The organism is Rhodococcus sp. NPDC054953, assembly GCF_053609225.1.
The window spans coordinates 1-16,482 of record NZ_JBSGXD010000029.1 but is presented as its reverse complement, the minus strand read 5'-3'; the positions used below and the strand labels follow the sequence as shown (position 1 = coordinate 16,482).

The following is a 16,482-nucleotide window of genomic DNA, read 5'->3' as shown; positions in this document are numbered from 1 at the left end:
ACGCCCTATGCCCCCCTTCTCGCTTTCTTTTTCTTTCTGGTTTCGGTTCCCCCCCTGGTCTTCTCTCCTCCCCTTTGTGGGCCTTCCCCCCCCGTGGGGGGAACCCCCCCCCACAGTGCCGCAGGCGCATCCGCCGGGGCTCAGAGGATCCGCTGCAGGACGAAGTCGTGGTGCAGTTGGTCGCCGACCCGGAAACGTTTGGTGCCCGCCCGCGTGAATCCCTGCTTGGCATAGAAGCGTTGGGCGCGGGCGTTCTCCTGGTTGACCCCGAGCCACACCCCGGCGAGACCGGCGCCGCGCGCCGCCGCCACCGCGGCGTCCATCAGCCGGTGCGACACTCCCTCGCCGTGATGGCCGGGAAGCACGTAGAGCTTGCTGAGCTCCACGGTCGGGAGCGCCGTCACCGCACCCCGCACATCGGGGTCGTCGGGCAGGCCGTCGACGAGCATCGCGTACCCGACGATCGTCCCGCCGGTGACGGCCTTGAGCACGGTCCGGTCGGGGTCGTCGAGGTAGTCGGCGAACCGCTGGGCGGACAACACGGTGGCGAGGAAGTCGTCGACGTCGGCGGCGGTGACCGACGGCGGGCACGCCAGCGGGAAGGTGACCGCCGCGACCGCGGCGAGCTCCGCCGCGTCGGAGGAGACGGCGGGGGAGACGGTGACGGTCACAGCCGTGCCACCGTGTCCTTCGCCTGGCGCAGGCTCATGCCGGTGTGCTCGCACAGCATGCGCGCAGCCTTGCCGTCCTTGCCCTCGGACTTGAGCGCGCGCAGCGCGGGGGCGAGATCCGACCAGCCTCCGGTGGGGGGCGCACTGTCCGGGCCCGCGGTCGGCACCCACTCGCCGCGGGCGACGGCGTCGACGGCCGCCTTCGCGTCGACCAACCCGAGGTCGGTGCGTTCCCGCAGCAGGGCGATCGCCTGAACCTGCTTGTGGTCCGCGACGAGCCGTTCGATCCGGTCCCGCGTTTCGAGGTCGAGTCCGCGGACGAACGCCGGGCTGTACGGGTCCGCGAGCGCGGTCTTTCGGCGGGTCAGCAACCACACGACGACGACGGCGACGTCGACGACAATCAGCATCACGATGAGCCAGCCCCAGTTCGGCATGATGCCAGTCAACCACCTCCCGACGCCGCGCAGGCACGGGGTCAGTGCACCGGATCGGCCGCCTGCGGCGTCGTCGGCACCCGGTCCGGCCGGAACGCCGGGGCAAGCAGGATCAGGGCGACCGCGAACGCGAGCGGAATCGCGAAGCCGATCCGCATGTTCGACAGCGCGGCCACCGCGCCGACGATGCCGCCGCCGATGATGGTGCCCGCATAGTTGAACAGGTTCAGCCGCGCCACCACGGCATCCGCGCGGTCCGGCGGCGCGAGCCGGCCCGCGGCGCTGAAGCAGAGCGGCGCGACGACCGGCGCGCCGAGCCCGACGATCAGGAACCCGACGATCGCCATCACCGGTCCGGTCGCGCAGACCACGACCACCAGGCCGACCGCGCCGATCGTGGCACCGACCCGGACGACGGCGATCTCCCCGTGCCGGCGCACCCAGAAGTCGCCGGTCAGCCGGGACACCAGTCCCGCGCCCTGATATGCGGCGACGGCAAGCGCGGCGGTGCTCGCGCTGGCCAGCAGCATGTCCGTCAGGTACAGCGCGGACCAGTTGCCGACCGCGAAGTCGATCGCGAAGAACAGGGCCATCGCGATGCCGAGCGCGAGGAACGGGCGCAGCGGGACCGACAGCGGTGCCGCGGCGGTCGACGGGTCCGCCGCCTCGCTTCCGGTGACCAGCAGCCGCGGACCGAGCGCGGCGGTCCCGGCGCCGACGACCACCGCCGCGATCAGCAGGCACACCCCAAGACCGACACCGAGTCCCGCGGATGCAGACACGAACAGGGCACCGACGATGGCGCCGACGCTCCACACCGCGTGGAACGACGACAGGATCGACCGCCCGTACCGACGCTGGATCGCGACCGCCTGCATGTTCGCCGCGGCGTCCACCATCCCCAACCCGATGCCGTAGCAGGCGAATCCGACGAAGAACAGGATCGTGGTGTGGGAGAACGCGATTCCCACGCCTGCCACAGCGATCACGGACAGCCCGACGCGCAGGGTGGTCCGGCTCGACGTGCGGGTCGCGACGAACTCGGCGAGCACGCTGCCGGCCCCCGCGACGAGCGAGACGGTCACGACGGCGACGACGATGGTGGTCTCGGTGAACCCGAACTTGTCCTTGAACTGGGGAAGCTGGGTCAGCAGCACCGCGAGGAAGAAGCCCTGCAGCGCAAACGCCGCCGCGGTCGCGACGCGGGCAGTGCGCTGGTCGGGCAGGGGATCGGTCATGTTGTGGTCGGTGCTTTCGCCGGGCCCGCGGGCGGGAATGGGGGAGCAGTCGGTCGTGCACGCATTGAAACACTGCTCTGGACGTGCGTCCAGGAAACCGTCAGACTCCGTCCATGACTGCAGCGCACTCCGATCCGACCTTTCCCCCCGACTTCCTGTGGGGTGTGGCCGCGGCGGCCTACCAGATCGAGGGGGCGGTCGACGCCGACGGCCGCGGCCGGTCCATCTGGGACGAGTTCTGCGACCGACCGGACACCGTGGTCGGCGGGGAGACCGCTGCGGTCGCGATCGACCACTACCACCGGTACCGCGAGGACGTCGCCCTGATGCGTGACCTCGGGGTCGGGGCGTACCGGTTGTCGGTGTCGTGGCCGCGCGTCCAGCCCACCGGCCGCGGTCCCGTCAACGCGGCGGGCCTGGACTTCTACGACCGGGTCATCGACGAGCTCTGCGCGGCGGGCATCGCGCCAGCGGTGACGCTGTTCCACTGGGATCTCCCGCAGGCATTGCAGGACACCGGCGGATGGCTCGACCGCGACACCCCTGCCCGGCTGGCCGAGTACGCGGACATCGTCGGCCGCAGGCTCGGTGACCGGGTGCGAATGTGGATGCCGCTCAACGAACCCGTGGTGCACACCCTCTACGGTCACGCGCTCGGCGTGCATGCGCCCGGCCTGCAACTCGGGTTCGGTGCGCTCCAGGCCGCACACCACCAGCTGCTCGGCCACGGCCTTGCGGTGCAGGCGCTGCGCGCCGCGGGCTGCACCAACATCGGCATCGCCTCCAACCACGCCCCCGTGCACGCCGCGAGCGACGACCCGGCCGACGTCGAGGCAGCCGACATCTACGACCACATCGTCAACTGGACGTTCGCCGACCCCGTCCTGCGCGGTGCCTACCCGGCGCCGGAACTCGCCGCCATCCTCCAGGGGCCGATCGGCGATGACCTGAAAACCATTGCGCAGCCGCTGGACTGGTTCGGCATCAACTACTACGAGCCGACGGTGATCGGTGCCCCGATCAGCGGCGAGGGCAGCAGCGGGGTGCTCGAGGTCGACCTGCCGCCCGGCATGCCGTTCCGCCCCGTCGCGATCGAGGGCTATCCGCGGACCGACTTCGGCTGGCCGATCGTGCCCGACGGGCTGCGGGAGATCGTGCAGACCTTCGGCGACCGCTACGGCGACGCGCTGCCCCCGATCTACATCACCGAGTCCGGCGCCTCCTTCCACGACGCCGACCCGGACGGGGAAGGCCGCGTCCGTGACACCCGACGGATCGACTACCACCGCGACCACCTGCACGCCCTGCGCGCGGCGCTCGACGCGGGCGTCGACGTCCGCGGCTACTTCGTGTGGTCGATCCTGGACAACTTCGAGTGGGCCGCCGGATACCGCGAGCGGTTCGGCCTGGTCCACGTCGACTACAACACCCTCACCCGCACACCCAAGGACTCCTACCATTGGTACCGGAACCTGATCCGCGCCAACCGCCCGGCGGGCGTCACGCCATGACCCAGTAGCCCGGTGTCAGGCCGTGACGGTGCGGTCCCGCGTCAGGCCGTGACGGTGCAGTCCCGCGTCAGGCCGTGACGGTGTCCAGGTCCTGCCGCCAGTCGTACACGACCACGGTGCGCAGCACGATGTCCTGAATCGACCGGCGCCGCGGGTCGACGACCACCCAGACCAGCCCGATCGGGAAGAAGACGCACGCCAGCGCCCGCAGCAGTGCGGTCGCCCAACGGACCCGCCGGTGCCTGCGCGTGGTGACCCGCAGCCCCATCGCTAGCGACCCGACGGTGCGCCCGGTCGTCGCCCAGCACCCGGTCAGGTACACCACCGACGTGCCGAGCCATGCCGTCACCGACATCAGCAGTTCGGGTGCGGGAAAGCTGAACGCCTGCGGCGAGAGGAGCAGTCGGACGAAGACCAGCGCGAGGTAGCCGAGGCCGAGCAGCGTCAGCACGACACCGAGGTCGACCGCCGCGGCGAGGCCCCGGGTGACGATCCCGGCCGGTCGGCGTTCCGGAACGGCGGGCGTCACCGGCCGGCCCCCTCGCCGGTCCTCGGGTACCCGTGATTGTGCCGGTCGCGGCCGAACAGGCGGCCGACGAAACCGGCGACCGCGTCGTCGGCCTGCATGCCCTGGCTGCGGACCCCGCGCACCGCCTCCTCGGACAGCGACCCGGTCGAGTCGCGGATGATCTGCGGCAGGTCGACGCCGTCGATGATGCGGTTCGCGAGCCCGATCAGGTCGAGGCGGGCGATGATCGCATCGATGTCGATGCGGGCGGCGACGGCGTCCACATCGATGCCCGCCGCGAGCACGTCGAGATCGAGGGTGGCGGCAATCGCGTCGAGATCGATCCGGCGCACCTGGCGTTCGAGGTCCACCGTGTCGACGATCGCGTCGAGGTCGATCCGGCGCACGATGGCAGCCGCGTCCACCCGCGCGGCGATCCGGTCGACGTCGATGCCCGCGGCGATCAGGTCGAGGTCGACGTGCTCACGCACGATCCGGGTCAGGTCGACCTCGAGCAACGCGGCGGCCACCACCTCGCGGACGGCGCCGCGCAGCACCGATCGGCCCAGCTCCGTTGCGGCACCGAGTGCCGCGGCGCCGCGCTCGGCCGCCGTCGACGCCAGCGCGTCGAGGGACCGGCCAACGCCGGGGACGACGCGGGCCGCGCCGAGGACGCCGCGCGTGGACCACCGCAGCAGGTCGACCGCGCCCGCGGCGGCACCGACCGCCATCAGCATCGGGTCGGTCCGGCGCGGGGACCCGGCAGGCGGAACTCCCGGCGGCGGCGCATCGGCGGCGATGACCATGGCGGCGTCCTCTCGATGCGGCGATTGTCTGCACCAGTACATACCCGATCGGGCGGCAGGTCCGCAGATCGGCGCACCGGGACGCCGAGCAGGACCGACGACACCACGAAGGGCCCCCGGCATGCCGGGGGCCCTTCGTGTCGAACTATGGTGCGCGATACTGGGATTGAACCAGTGACCTCTTCCGTGTCAGGGAAGCGCTCTCCCGCTGAGCTAATCGCGCGGGTTTCACCTTCGTGCGAGGTGGAGACGGGAATCGAACCCGTGTGCACGGCTTTGCAGGCCGTTGCCTCACCACTCGGCCACTCCACCGCGGGGGTTGATCACCCTCTCGAGCGGATGACGGGATTCGAACCCGCGACCCTCACCTTGGCAAGGTGATGCGCTACCAGCTGCGCTACATCCGCATTGCAATCTCGGGGGCGTTGCTTCCTCCGGGCTGCGAGAAGGAACAGTAGCCCATGGAGCGCGCAGACCACAATTCGGCTGGTCAGGATGTATTTCCGGGGATTCTGTCGGCGCGCGTGCCTGGCCGCGAGGCGGGCAGAGCGCCGCTCGCGCCGGAACGGGGGAATGAAAAAAGGACCCCGGAAATCCGGGGTCCTTTCGTCGAACTATGGTGCGCGATACTGGGATTGAACCAGTGACCTCTTCCGTGTCAGGGAAGCGCTCTCCCGCTGAGCTAATCGCGCGCGTCTATCGGTCGTGCATGAGAGGTGGAGACGGGAATCGAACCCGTGTGCACGGCTTTGCAGGCCGTTGCCTCACCACTCGGCCACTCCACCGCAAGGTTGAGTCCAACCTCTCGAGCGGATGACGGGATTCGAACCCGCGACCCTCACCTTGGCAAGGTGATGCGCTACCAGCTGCGCTACATCCGCATTGCAATCCCGGGGGCGTTGCTGCCTCCGTGCTGCGAGATGAAACATTAGCCCACGGGGTCGGGGCCGACAAATCGCCTGGTCAACTCCGGTGAATGCAAACAACAGCGGTGCAATTCACCTGCCAGTGGGCGAGGGGCCGGGCCCTTCCGTCCCGGATCGAGGTGGCGGGCGGGCGGATGCGGAACCCGCGGGCGAGGTGTCCCCGGCCGGGAGGGGGTCGGGAACGTCCTCGTGCGGGCGTGCAGCCGTGTGACCTGCCGGTTTTCCAACCATCACTGGACCGTGCTAGTTTTCTCCTCGTTCGGCCGCCGGAGTTGATCTCCGCGGCACGGTCCCGTGGCTCAGTGGGAGAGCGTCCGCTTCACACGCGGAAGGTCGCTGGTTCGATCCCAGCCGGGACCACAGCAGAAAAGGCGGTTGCGAGGGTTCTCGCGGCCGCCTTTTTGCTGTCTAATGGTTCGCCATGACGTTGGTTCACGGGTTCCCCGCCGTTGTCGACGACAGTTCCCACACCCTAATTCTCGGGTCCATGCCCGGCGCGCCGTCCCTCGTTGCAGGCAGGTACTACGCCAATCCCCGCAACAGCTTCTGGCCGATCATGGGCGAACTGTTCGGCGCGGGACCCGACCAGCCCTACCCGCACCGGCTGCGGACCCTGCAGGACAACGGCGTCGCGTTGTGGGACGTGCTGAAGGCGTGCCGCAGGACGGGCAGCGCGGACGCCGACATCGAGGTCCGCTCCGAGGTTCCGAACGACTTCGCCGCCCTCTATTCGCGGCACACCGCGATCGAGCGGGTGTTCTTCAACGGCGCCCGGGCGGAGATGGCCTACCGCCGGTCGGTGGTTGCGGCGGGTGCGCACCCCGCCGGCGTGACCCTCGCCCGGTTGCCGTCCACCAGCCCCGCGAACGCCGCGACGCCGGCCCGGGCGAAGGTCGACGCGTGGCGGGCCCTGCTGGAGCGGTGACGACCCGCGGCCGTGCTGCGGGTCGCTCGGTACCGTTGACCGGGTGACGGCACAGGCGCGCAGCGAGAACCGGTGGATGCGGGCACGACGGCGGATCGCCGCGAACCCGGTCCTGAACCTGAGCTACCGGATCGCGGTCGGTGTCGTCGGGACGCTCGTTCTCGCGGTCGGCATCATCGCGATCCCGTATCCGGGGCCGGGCTGGCTGATCGTGTTCGCGGGGCTGGGGATTCTCGGCTCGGAGTTCACCTGGGCGTACCGCCTGCTCCGGTTCGCGAAGGGCAAGTACGACGAGTTCATGGAGTGGTTCGGCAGGCAGTCCCCGGTGGTGAAGATCCTGGCGGGGCTCGGGACCGCGCTGGTCGTGGTCGCGACGCTGTGGGTGCTCGGCGCGATCGACATGGCGGGCGGGTGGATCGGGATCGAGCACCCCTTGCTCGAGTCCCCGCTCTGACAGTGCATACTGCCCGCAGCACTACAGGCGTTCGCGCAGGGGAAGTCCGGTCGAAGTCCGGCGCTGGCCCGCAACGGTAGGCCGCTCTCGCAGCGGTGAGCCCGATTACCTGCCGATCGTCGTGCGACTCCCCATCGTCGTGGTCCACGAGCGGAAGTCCGGTCAGTGCGCCGGCGGATCGGCCGGTGCCGTGTCGGATGCTGCGCTGGTGGACCCCCGAACCCCGAGGTCCCCGTGAACATTCACCACAAGCGACGCGGCATCGCTTCTCTCGCACTCGTCGCCACCCTCGCGCTGACCGGCTGCTCCCGGGACGCAGGCGCCGCCGAACACGCGGCGGCGCAGCCGTTCCTCACGCCCGTCACCGTCACCAACTGCGAGCGCACCACCACCTTCGACGCGCCACCGCAGCGGATCATCCCGATGAACGCCCACGTCACCGAGGTGCTGATCCTGATGGGCGTCGCCGACCGGATCGTCGGCATGGGCTACGGGGAAACCCCGAACCCGATGCCGGAGGTCGCCGACCGGTTCCGCGCCATCCCGAGCCTGGCCCGGCAGTACCCGACCGCCGAGCAGATCCGTGACCTCGAACCGGATCTGGTCGTCGGCGGGATGCGCAGCGCCTTCGACGCGAAGGAGGGCCGGGACCGCGACCTGCTCGAGGCGGCGGGCATCGACACCTTCCTGTTTTCCGAGTACTGCGGGCAGGGTTTCCCGTCGATCGGGCTGCTGGAGAAGGACTTCGCCGATCTCGGTGCCCTGCTCGGTGTCCCGGAGGCGGCCGCGACGCTGACCGCCGAGATCACCCAGCCGCTCGCCGAGATGCGCGAGCGGCTCACCGCGGCTGGCGCGGCGCCGGTGCCGACCTTCTTCTACGACGGCGGCGAGAACGAGCCGCTGACCATCGGCGGGGTCGGGATCGGCAATCTGATCGCCGAGTACGCGGGCGCACGCAACATCACTGCCGACGGTGTGAAGCCATACACCACGACCACCTGGGAGACGGTCGGCGAACGCGCGCCGGAGGCGATCGTCGTCCTCGACTACGGCAATGCGCCGGTCGAGCAGAAGCTGGCCTACCTGCGCGGGCACCCGATCATGTCGGCGACCCCCGCGGTCCGCGAGGACCGGATCGTCGTGCTGCCGTTGGGCAACTTCTTCGAGGGCCCGCGGATGGTCGACGCGGTGCGCGAGCTCGCCGGGCGGCTGCATCCGACCGTGGCGGGGGTGACCGGATGACGGTCGTCGCGGCGCCCGCCGCGTCGACCCCTGCCGCGGACGCCCCGGAAGCGGCCCGTCGGATCGCAACGCCCGCACTGATTCTCGGCCTCCTCGTCGCGTTACCGGTGGCGATCGCGCTCGCGGTGTCGTTCGGTTCGGTGCGGATCCCGGTCGGCGACGTGTGGGCGATCGTCGGCCACCGGATCAGCGGGGGAGCCTTCGACCCGTGGTGGTCGCAGGCCAGGGAACGGATCGTCCTCGACTCCCGCCTGCCCCGCGCCCTGACCGCGGCCGCGGTCGGTGCCGCGCTCGCGCTCGGCGGCGCGCTCGCGCAGGCCGTCACCCGCAACCCCCTCGCCGACCCGTACCTGCTCGGGGTGTCCTCCGGCGCGGGTTTCGGGGTCGTGCTGGTCACCGTGCTCGGCGTGGGCACCGGCCTGCTCGGGGTGTTCACGGTGCCCGCGGCCGCGTTCCTCGGCGCGCTGGTGCCGCTGGTCGCGGCCCTCGCGATCGGCGGCAGGCACCACAACGTGACCGGCGTGGTGCTGGTCGGCGTCGCGATGGCCCAGGTGTTCACCGCGCTGACGATGTTCGTGCTGCTGGTGATCGCGGACGAGCACCAGCTGTCGACGGTGCTGCGCTGGCTTGCTGGCGGATTCGGTGATGCCCGCTGGTCCACCGCGGTGTGGCCCGCGGTCGCGCTCGCCGTCATCGGCGCCGCCGCGCTGGCGTCGGCGCGCTGGCTCGACCTGCTGCACGCCGGCGACGACGGGGCAGCCGCGCTCGGCATGAACGTGCGCCGCTTCCGGGTGCTCGTCCTGCTGGGTGTCTCGGTACTCGCGGCGGCCGCCGTGTCCGTCGCGGGCGGCATCGGGTTCATCGGACTGCTGATCCCGCACGTGGCGGGCTTCCTGGTCGGGCTCGGCGCGATGCGGCTGCTTCCGGTGGCCGCGCTGCTCGGCGCGGTGGCGCTGGTGCTCGCGGACCTCGCCGCCCGCGCGGTCAGTGCGAGCACCGAGCTGCCGGTCGGTGTCGTCACCGCCCTGGTCGGTGCGCCGGTGTTCGTGGTGATGCTGTACCGCCAGTTTCGGCGGGAGGACGCATGAGCGCCGCGGTGGCCATCCACGAACTGCGCGCCGAGCTCGGCGGCCGCGAGGTGCTGGCCGGGGTGGACCTGCAGGTCGCCCCGGGGCAGGTGCTGGCGCTCGTCGGCCCGAACGGCAGCGGCAAGACCACGGTGCTGCGCTGCTGCTACCGGGCGATGCGGCCGAGCGCGGGCCTGATCGCGGTCGGGGGCAGGGACTCCGCGACGATCGGGCGGCGGGAGCTGGCGAGGGAACTCGCCGCGAGCACCCAGGAACCGCCGAGCGCGCCGGGGCTGACGGTGCGGGAATCGGTCCGGCTCGGCCGCGCCGCGCACCTGGGCTGGCTCGAACGCGCCAGCGGGCGGGACACGGCCGTCGTGGACGACGCGCTCGCCCAGGTCGGGTTGACCGCGCATGCCGACCGGGACGTGCGGGCGCTGTCCGGTGGGGAACGGCAGCGGGTCTCGATCGCCCGCGCCCTCGCCCAGCGGCCGCGGGTGCTGTTGCTGGACGAGCCGACCAACCACCTGGACCTGCGGCACCAGCTGACCGTCATGCGGCTGCTGCGGCGGCTGGCCGATGAGGGCCTCGCCGTGGTGGTGACGCTGCACGATCTGCGGCTCGCCGTCGAGTACTGCGACCGGATCGCGGTCCTGCACGACGGCGCGGTGGTCGGGGCCGGTGACCCCGCCCTGGTACTCGACGGGCCGCTGCTTGCCGATGTCTTCGGGATACTCGGATCCGTGCATACCGACCCGGCGACCGGTGCCCGGTCGCTGTCGGTGACCGGGCTGGCCGAGGAGGAGGTGGAGGCGCGATGAGGGCGACGCTGCTCACCGACGCGGACTGGCTCGACGCCCGGATCGCGGACACCGGACGCCGGTGGACCTGCCGGGACCGCAGGGTCAACGGCACCCTGTGGTGGTACTCGGCGAGTTCGACGCTGCTGGCGCCCGCGACCACCGGACTGCTGCGCGCCGGGGTCGCGCCCGACCCGGCGCTGGCGCACGCCACCGCGACGCTGCGCCCCGACGGCTACCTCGACGCGCTGCACACCGAGGCGACGGTGCGGGGACCGGAGCAGCTGGCCGCTGGCCTGCGGGACACCCTCCAGGCGATCATCGCCGCGTTGGCGCAGGCCAGCGGCGCCGGTGTGCCCGCGTTGTGGGCGATCGCCGCGGACTCGCTCGGGAACCGGGCGCTCGACGCGGGGGCCGGGCTCGGCTCGCCCGCCGCGGGCAGCGCGCTCGCGGTCCGGCTCGCGGAGCTGATCGGGCCGCCGCTCCCGGTGCCGAGGTTCGTCGACGTCGGTCCGCGCAGGTTCCTGCGCCGCACGTCGTGCTGCCTGATCTACCGCGCGCCCGCGGCGGTCGCCGGTGCCGATCCCGGTGCCGCCGACCGGGCCAAGTGCGTCAGCTGCCCGCATCAGCGGCCGGAGGTGCGTGCCGCGCGGCTGGCGGGCCTGTAGGCGCACCGGACCGGGTGTACGGGCCGAACGGTCGGCGGTGCCGATAGCATGAGGGCTCATCTGCCGTGCCGACGTCGTGTCGGCCCGTACACCGAGGAGCACATCGCCGTGACCACGCCTGCATCCGTAGCCCCAGCCGCCCGCGTCCGGGTGCCTGCCGGGACTACCGCCGGTGCGGCGGTCCGTGAGGCCGGCCTCCCGACCAAGGGCCCCGACACCGTCGTCGTCGTGCGGGACGCCGACGGAACCCTCAAGGACCTGTCCTGGACCCCGGACGTCGACGTGGAGGTCGAGGCCGTCGCCGCCGACACCGACGACGGTCGCAGCGTGATCCGGCACTCCTGCGCGCATGTCCTCGCGCAGGCGGTGCAGCAGGAGTTCCCGGACGCGAAGCTCGGCATCGGCCCGCCGATCAAGGACGGCTTCTACTACGACTTCCAGGTCGCCGAGCCGTTCACCCCCGAGGACCTCACCCGCCTCGAGAAGCGGATGAAGAAGATCGTCAAGGACGCGCAGCGGTTCTCCCGCCGCGTCGTCGACGACATCGAGGACGCCCGCGTCGAACTCGCGAACGAGCCGTTCAAGCTCGAGCTGATCAGCGACAAGTCCGGGATCGACGACCCGGAGATCATGGAGGTCGGCGGCACCGAGCTGACCATCTACGACAACCTCAACCCGCGCACCGGCGAGGTGATCTGGAAGGACCTGTGCCGCGGCCCGCACCTCCCGACCACCAAGTTCATCCCGGCGTTCAAGATCACCCGCAGCTCCGCCGCGTATTGGCGGGGCAACCAGGAGAACGCGCAGCTGCAGCGCATCTACGGCACCGCGTGGGAATCGAGCGAGGCGCTCGATGAGCACATGGAGCTGCTGGCCGAGGCCGAGCGGCGCGACCACCGCAAGGTCGGTGCGGAACTCGACCTGTTCTCCTTCCCCGACGAGCTCGGCTCCGGGCTGCCGGTGTTCCACCCCAAGGGCGGCATCATCCGGCAGGAGATGGAGGACTACTCCCGCAAGCGGCACGTCGAGGAGGGCTACGAGTTCGTCTACTCGCCGCACATCACCAAGGGACACCTGTACGAGGTCTCCGGTCACCTCGACTGGTACCGCGACGGCATGTTCCCGGCGATGCACATCGACGAGGAACTCAACGAGGACGGCACCGTGCGCAAGCCGGGCCAGGAGTACTACCTCAAGCCGATGAACTGCCCGATGCACAACCTGATCTTCCGGTCCCGCGGCCGGTCGTACCGGGAGCTGCCGCTGCGGCTGTTCGAGTTCGGGTCCGTCTACCGCTACGAGAAGTCCGGCGTCGTGCACGGACTGACCCGGGTCCGCGGCATGACGCAGGACGACGCGCACATCTACTGCACCAAGGAGCAGATGCGCGACGAGCTGACCACCACGCTGCAGTTCGTGCTCGGCCTGCTCAAGGACTACGGACTCGACGACTTCTACCTCGAGCTGTCGACGAAGAACCCGGACAAGTTCGTCGGCGACGACGCGCTGTGGGAGGAGGCCACCGCGACGCTCCGTGAGGTCGGCGAGGCCTCCGGCCTGACCCTGATCCCGGACCCGGGTGGGGCCGCGTTCTACGGTCCGAAGATCTCCGTGCAGGTGCAGGACGCGCTGGGTCGCAGCTGGCAGATGTCGACGATCCAGCTGGACTTCAACCTGCCCGAGCGGTTCGAGCTCGAATACACCGGCACCGACGGCGCCAAGCACCGCCCGGTGATGATCCACCGTGCGCTGTTCGGGTCGATTGAACGGTTCTTCGGCGTGCTCACCGAGCACTACGCGGGAGCGTTCCCGGCGTGGCTGGCCCCGCTCCAGGTGGTTGGCATCCCGGTCGCGGAGGCGTTCGAGGACCACCTGCACCACGTGGTCGGCGGCCTGCGCAAGGCGGGCATCCGCGCCGAGGTCGACGCCAGCGACGACCGGATGCAGAAGAAGATCCGCACCCACACCACGCAGAAGGTGCCGTTCATGCTGCTCGCGGGCGAGCGGGACGTCGAGTCCGGTGCGGTCAGCTTCCGTTTCCGGGACGGCACCCAGGTCAACGGTGTGCCGGTCGCGAAGGCCATCGCGGTGATCACCGACTGGATCGCCCGCCGCGACAACTCGTCGCCGACCGCGGACCTCGTCGGGGACCTCACATGAGTGGGACACCCGACCAGCCCGAGGGGTCGATGGTGGACACCGGGCCCGGCGACCCGGACCGGCTGCAGCGGCTGTGGTCGCCGCACCGGATGTCGTACATCGCCGAGTCGCCGAAGGCGGCGACGTCGGAGGAGGGACCGTTCACCGCGATCCCGAAGATGAGCGACGAGGAGGGCCTCATCGTCGCGCGCGGCGAGCACGTCTACGCGGTGCTCAACCTGTACCCGTACAACCCGGGGCACATGATGGTCGTGCCGTACCGGCGGGTCGCGGCGCTCGAGGATCTCACCGCGGGCGAGTCCGCCGAGCTGATGGCGTTCACCCAGCAGGCGATCCGCGTGATCAAGCGGGTGTCGCGACCGGACGCGTTCAACGTGGGTCTGAATCTCGGTGCGGCAGCAGGAGGGTCGCTCGCCGAGCACCTGCACCAGCACATCGTCCCGCGGTGGGGCGGGGACGCCAACTTCATCACCGTCCTCGGCGGCACCAAGGTGATGCCGCAGCTGCTGCGTGAGACCAGGGCGCTGCTGTCGGCCGCGTGGCAGGAGCCGATTACCGGCAGCGGAGGCGAATGAGATGCTGAGCATTCTCGGGCGGGCGTCGGTGTCGAAGGTGACCGCGCCGATGGGGCGGGCGCTGATCGGCACCGGGCTGACACCGGACGTGGTGACCGTGTTCGGCACCGTCGCCAGCGTGGCGGGCGCGCTGACCCTGTTCCCGTCCGGGCACCTGTTCTGGGGAACCATGCTCATCTGGTTCTTCGTGATGTTCGACATGCTGGACGGGGCGATGGCCCGGGCCCGCGGCGGCGGCACCCGGTACGGGGCGGTGCTCGACGCCACCTGTGACCGGATCGCGGACGGCGCCATCTTCGCCGGCCTCGCCTGGTGGGCGGTGTACCACGAGGGCAGCCGTTCACTGCTGGTCGCGACGCTGATCTGCCTGGTGACCTCGCAGGTGATCTCGTACGCGAAGGCGCGCGCCGAGGCGAGCGGCCTGTCCGCCGACGGCGGACTCATCGAGCGGCCGGACCGGCTGATCATCGTCCTCGTCGGGGCTGGATTGACCGGTATTGCGGGGCATTTCGGTATCGGATGGCTGGAATGGGCGGTGTACGTGGCGATGTGGCTGCTCGCCGTCGCCAGTGTCATCACCGTGTTTCAGCGGGTGCTTGCGGTGCGGAACTCGCCCGGTGCGCGTGACCTGCTGCCGATCGCCGCACCCGATGGCGAGGCACAGTGAGCCTCGGGGAACGGGCGAGCGATCTGGGGTACGCGGCGGGTTGGCGCCTGGTCCGGGCGCTGCCCGACCGCGTCGCGACCCGGCTGTTCGACCTCGGAGCCGACCTCGCCACCCGGCGCGGTGGGCCGGACCAGTTGCGGCGCAACCTCGCCCGCGTGCTCGGGGTGCCGCCGGATCGGGTGCCGGACGAGCTGATCCGGGCGTCGGTGCGGTCCTACGCCCGGTACTGGCGGGAGGCGTTCCGGCTGCCGTCGATGGACCAGGCCGAACTGGGTCGGCGGCTGGACTCGAAGATCCAGGGGCAGGAACACCTCGAGGCTGGTCTCGCCGCGGGCGCGGGTGTCGTGCTCGCGTTGCCGCACACCGGGAACTGGGACATGGCAGGGGTCTGGCTGGTCCAGAAGCACGGCCGGTTCGCAACGGTCGCCGAGCGGCTCAAGCCGGAGTCGCTGTACCAGCGGTTCGTCGCGTACCGGGAAAGCCTCGGCTTCGAGATCTTCCCGCTCAGCGGCGGGGAGGCGCCGCCGTTCGGTCAGCTCGCGGACCGGCTGCGGGACAACCGGGTGGTGTGCCTGCTCGGCGAGCGTGACCTCGCCGCGCGCGGGGTGCCGGTGACGTTCTTCGGGGAACCGACCCGGATGCCCGCCGGGCCAGCGAAACTCGCGATCGAGACCGGGGCGGCGCTGCTGCCCGTGCACTGCTGGTTCGAGGGGGACGACTGGGGGTTCTCGGTCGGCGCCCCGATCGATACCGGCGGCGGGGTGCAGGCCGCGACGCAGGCCCTCGCCGACCGGTTCGCGGTGAACATCGCCGCCCACCCCGCGGACTGGCACATGCTGCAGCCGCTGTGGCTCGCCGACCTGTCCGAGGCGCGCCTGGCCCGAATGGAGTCGTGACGTGAAGATCGGGATGGTGTGCCCGTACTCGTTCGACGTCCCAGGGGGAGTGCAGGCGCACGTCGTCGAGCTCGCGCAGGTGCTGATCGAGCGGGGACACCGGGTCAGCGTGCTCGCGCCCGCCTCGGAGGGCACCGACCTGCCCGACTTCGTGGTGTCCGCGGGCCGGGCGGTCGCGATCCCGTACAACGGGTCCGTCGCCCGTCTGACGTTCGGGCCGGTGTCGTACGCGCGGGTGCGGCGGTGGATCGCCGACAACGACTTCGACGTCCTGCACATCCACGAGCCGAACGCGCCGAGCCTGTCGATGCTCGCGATGAAGATCGCGGAGGGTCCGATCGTCGCGACCTTCCACACATCGACGACGAAATCGTTGGTGCTGAGCACGTTTCAGGGTGTCCTGCAGCCGTACCTGGAGAAGATCACCGGCCGGATCGCGGTGTCGGAGCTGGCCAGGCGCTGGCAGGTGGAGTCGCTCGGCTCGGACGCCGTCGAAATCCCGAACGGTGTCGACGTGCCCGCGTTCGCGAACGCCGCACCGCTCGACGGCTATCCGCGCCGGGGCGGGACGGTGCTGTTCCTCGGCCGCTACGACGAGCCGCGCAAGGGCATGGCCGTGCTGCTCGGGGCGCTGCCCGAGCTGGTGCAGCGACACCCCGACCTGCGGGTGCTGGTCGTCGGCCGCGGCGACGAGGACCGGCTCCGCAAGGAGGCGGGCCGGTACGCGCGGCACCTGCACCTGCTCGGGCAGGTCACCGACGAGGAGAAGGCGTCCGCCCTGCGCAGCGTCGACGTGTACTGCGCGCCGAACCTCGGCGGCGAGTCGTTCGGCATCGTCCTCGTTGAGGCGATGGCCGCGGGCGTCCCGGTGGTCGCCAGCGAACTCGACGCGTTCCGGCGCGTGCTGCGCGACGGCACCGCGGGCCTGCTG

The 16,482-nt window shown here is 71.0% G+C and carries 17 protein-coding genes and 7 tRNA genes; 13 read left to right on the top strand and 11 right to left on the bottom strand.

Features of this window, described 5'->3' with window-relative positions:
- Positions 1 to 140: 140 nt before the first annotated feature.
- The 3 genes from ACWF62_RS17940 to ACWF62_RS17930 are packed head-to-tail and all read right to left on the bottom strand — an operon-like array spanning position 141 to position 2,346.
- On the bottom strand, positions 141 to 671 hold the full coding sequence (locus ACWF62_RS17940; protein WP_378506207.1) for a GNAT family N-acetyltransferase: 531 nt from the start codon (positions 669 to 671) through the stop codon (positions 141 to 143).
- Positions 668 to 1,108, bottom strand: a complete 441-nt coding sequence (locus tag ACWF62_RS17935) for a hypothetical protein (RefSeq protein WP_378506208.1) — start codon at positions 1,106 to 1,108, stop codon at positions 668 to 670. Before ACWF62_RS17935 ends, ACWF62_RS17940 begins: the two co-directional genes overlap by 4 nt.
- 41 nt (positions 1,109 to 1,149) lie before the next feature.
- A complete protein-coding gene (locus tag ACWF62_RS17930; RefSeq protein ID WP_378506209.1) occupies positions 1,150 to 2,346 on the bottom strand; it encodes an MFS transporter in 1,197 nt (398 codons plus the stop codon).
- 113 nt (positions 2,347 to 2,459) lie between these two features.
- On the opposite strand from ACWF62_RS17930, the gene ACWF62_RS17925 reads away from it, so the two are divergent.
- Positions 2,460 to 3,857: a GH1 family beta-glucosidase gene (locus tag ACWF62_RS17925; protein WP_378506210.1), complete on the top strand. Its 1,398-nt coding sequence runs from the start codon at positions 2,460 to 2,462 to the stop codon at positions 3,855 to 3,857.
- Between the two features lie 67 nt (positions 3,858 to 3,924).
- On the opposite strand, the gene ACWF62_RS17920 is transcribed toward ACWF62_RS17925, so the two are convergent.
- The 8 genes from ACWF62_RS17920 to ACWF62_RS17885 all read right to left on the bottom strand — a co-directional run bounded on the left by ACWF62_RS17920 (position 3,925) and on the right by ACWF62_RS17885 (position 6,052).
- Positions 3,925 to 4,386, bottom strand: a complete 462-nt coding sequence (locus tag ACWF62_RS17920; protein WP_378570051.1) for an RDD family protein — start codon at positions 4,384 to 4,386, stop codon at positions 3,925 to 3,927.
- Positions 4,383 to 5,171, bottom strand: coding sequence for a hypothetical protein (locus ACWF62_RS17915; RefSeq protein ID WP_452630846.1), 789 nt, complete (start codon positions 5,169 to 5,171; stop codon positions 4,383 to 4,385). The genes ACWF62_RS17920 and ACWF62_RS17915 overlap by 4 nt, the downstream gene beginning before the upstream one ends.
- A 148-nt stretch (positions 5,172 to 5,319) precedes the next feature.
- Positions 5,320 to 5,394, bottom strand: a tRNA-Val gene (locus tag ACWF62_RS17910).
- A gap of 18 nt (positions 5,395 to 5,412) precedes the next feature.
- Positions 5,413 to 5,483, bottom strand: a tRNA-Cys gene (locus ACWF62_RS17905).
- A gap of 22 nt (positions 5,484 to 5,505) precedes the next feature.
- Positions 5,506 to 5,578: transfer RNA gene (locus tag ACWF62_RS17900), tRNA-Gly, on the bottom strand.
- A gap of 210 nt (positions 5,579 to 5,788) precedes the next feature.
- Positions 5,789 to 5,863: transfer RNA gene (locus ACWF62_RS17895), tRNA-Val, on the bottom strand.
- A gap of 22 nt (positions 5,864 to 5,885) precedes the next feature.
- Positions 5,886 to 5,956, bottom strand: a tRNA-Cys gene (locus ACWF62_RS17890).
- Positions 5,957 to 5,979: 23 nt separating this feature from the next.
- Positions 5,980 to 6,052, bottom strand: a tRNA-Gly gene (locus ACWF62_RS17885).
- A 333-nt stretch (positions 6,053 to 6,385) separates the two neighbouring features.
- Here ACWF62_RS17885 and ACWF62_RS17880 point away from each other — a divergent pair.
- The 12 genes from ACWF62_RS17880 to ACWF62_RS17825 form a co-directional block, all read left to right on the top strand.
- A tRNA-Val gene (locus ACWF62_RS17880) sits at positions 6,386 to 6,457 on the top strand.
- 61 nt (positions 6,458 to 6,518) lie between these two features.
- Positions 6,519 to 7,022: a DNA-deoxyinosine glycosylase gene (locus tag ACWF62_RS17875; protein WP_378570052.1), complete on the top strand. Its 504-nt coding sequence runs from the start codon at positions 6,519 to 6,521 to the stop codon at positions 7,020 to 7,022.
- A 76-nt stretch (positions 7,023 to 7,098) separates the two neighbouring features.
- Positions 7,099 to 7,476, top strand: coding sequence for a TIGR02611 family protein (locus ACWF62_RS17870; protein WP_378506399.1), 378 nt, complete (start codon positions 7,099 to 7,101; stop codon positions 7,474 to 7,476).
- Positions 7,477 to 7,710: 234 nt separating this feature from the next.
- Positions 7,711 to 8,718, top strand: coding sequence for an ABC transporter substrate-binding protein (locus ACWF62_RS17865; RefSeq protein ID WP_452630845.1), 1,008 nt, complete (start codon positions 7,711 to 7,713; stop codon positions 8,716 to 8,718).
- Positions 8,715 to 9,806, top strand: a complete 1,092-nt coding sequence (locus tag ACWF62_RS17860; RefSeq protein WP_378506215.1) for a FecCD family ABC transporter permease — start codon at positions 8,715 to 8,717, stop codon at positions 9,804 to 9,806. Before ACWF62_RS17865 ends, ACWF62_RS17860 begins: the two co-directional genes overlap by 4 nt.
- Positions 9,803 to 10,606 (top strand): ABC transporter ATP-binding protein, encoded by an 804-nt coding sequence (locus ACWF62_RS17855; RefSeq protein ID WP_378506216.1) that lies wholly within the window; start codon positions 9,803 to 9,805, stop codon positions 10,604 to 10,606. The genes ACWF62_RS17860 and ACWF62_RS17855 overlap by 4 nt, the downstream gene beginning before the upstream one ends.
- Complete coding sequence (locus tag ACWF62_RS17850) at positions 10,603 to 11,253, top strand: (2Fe-2S)-binding protein (RefSeq protein ID WP_452630844.1); 651 nt, start codon at positions 10,603 to 10,605, stop codon at positions 11,251 to 11,253. Before ACWF62_RS17855 ends, ACWF62_RS17850 begins: the two co-directional genes overlap by 4 nt.
- Positions 11,254 to 11,361: 108 nt before the next feature.
- Entirely contained in the window at positions 11,362 to 13,413 is a 2,052-nt protein-coding gene (gene thrS, locus ACWF62_RS17845) for a threonine--tRNA ligase (protein ID WP_378506218.1), read from the top strand.
- Positions 13,410 to 13,988, top strand: coding sequence for an HIT family protein (locus ACWF62_RS17840; RefSeq protein WP_378506219.1), 579 nt, complete (start codon positions 13,410 to 13,412; stop codon positions 13,986 to 13,988). Before thrS ends, ACWF62_RS17840 begins: the two co-directional genes overlap by 4 nt.
- A 1-nt stretch (position 13,989) precedes the next feature.
- Positions 13,990 to 14,655 (top strand): phosphatidylinositol phosphate synthase, encoded by a 666-nt coding sequence (gene pgsA, locus ACWF62_RS17835; RefSeq protein ID WP_378506220.1) that lies wholly within the window; start codon positions 13,990 to 13,992, stop codon positions 14,653 to 14,655.
- Positions 14,652 to 15,551, top strand: a complete 900-nt coding sequence (locus ACWF62_RS17830) for a phosphatidylinositol mannoside acyltransferase (RefSeq protein WP_378570054.1) — start codon at positions 14,652 to 14,654, stop codon at positions 15,549 to 15,551. The genes pgsA and ACWF62_RS17830 overlap by 4 nt, the downstream gene beginning before the upstream one ends.
- A 1-nt stretch (position 15,552) precedes the next feature.
- A partial coding sequence (locus tag ACWF62_RS17825) for a glycosyltransferase family 4 protein (protein WP_452630842.1) occupies positions 15,553 to 16,482 on the top strand: 930 nt, incomplete at its 3' end.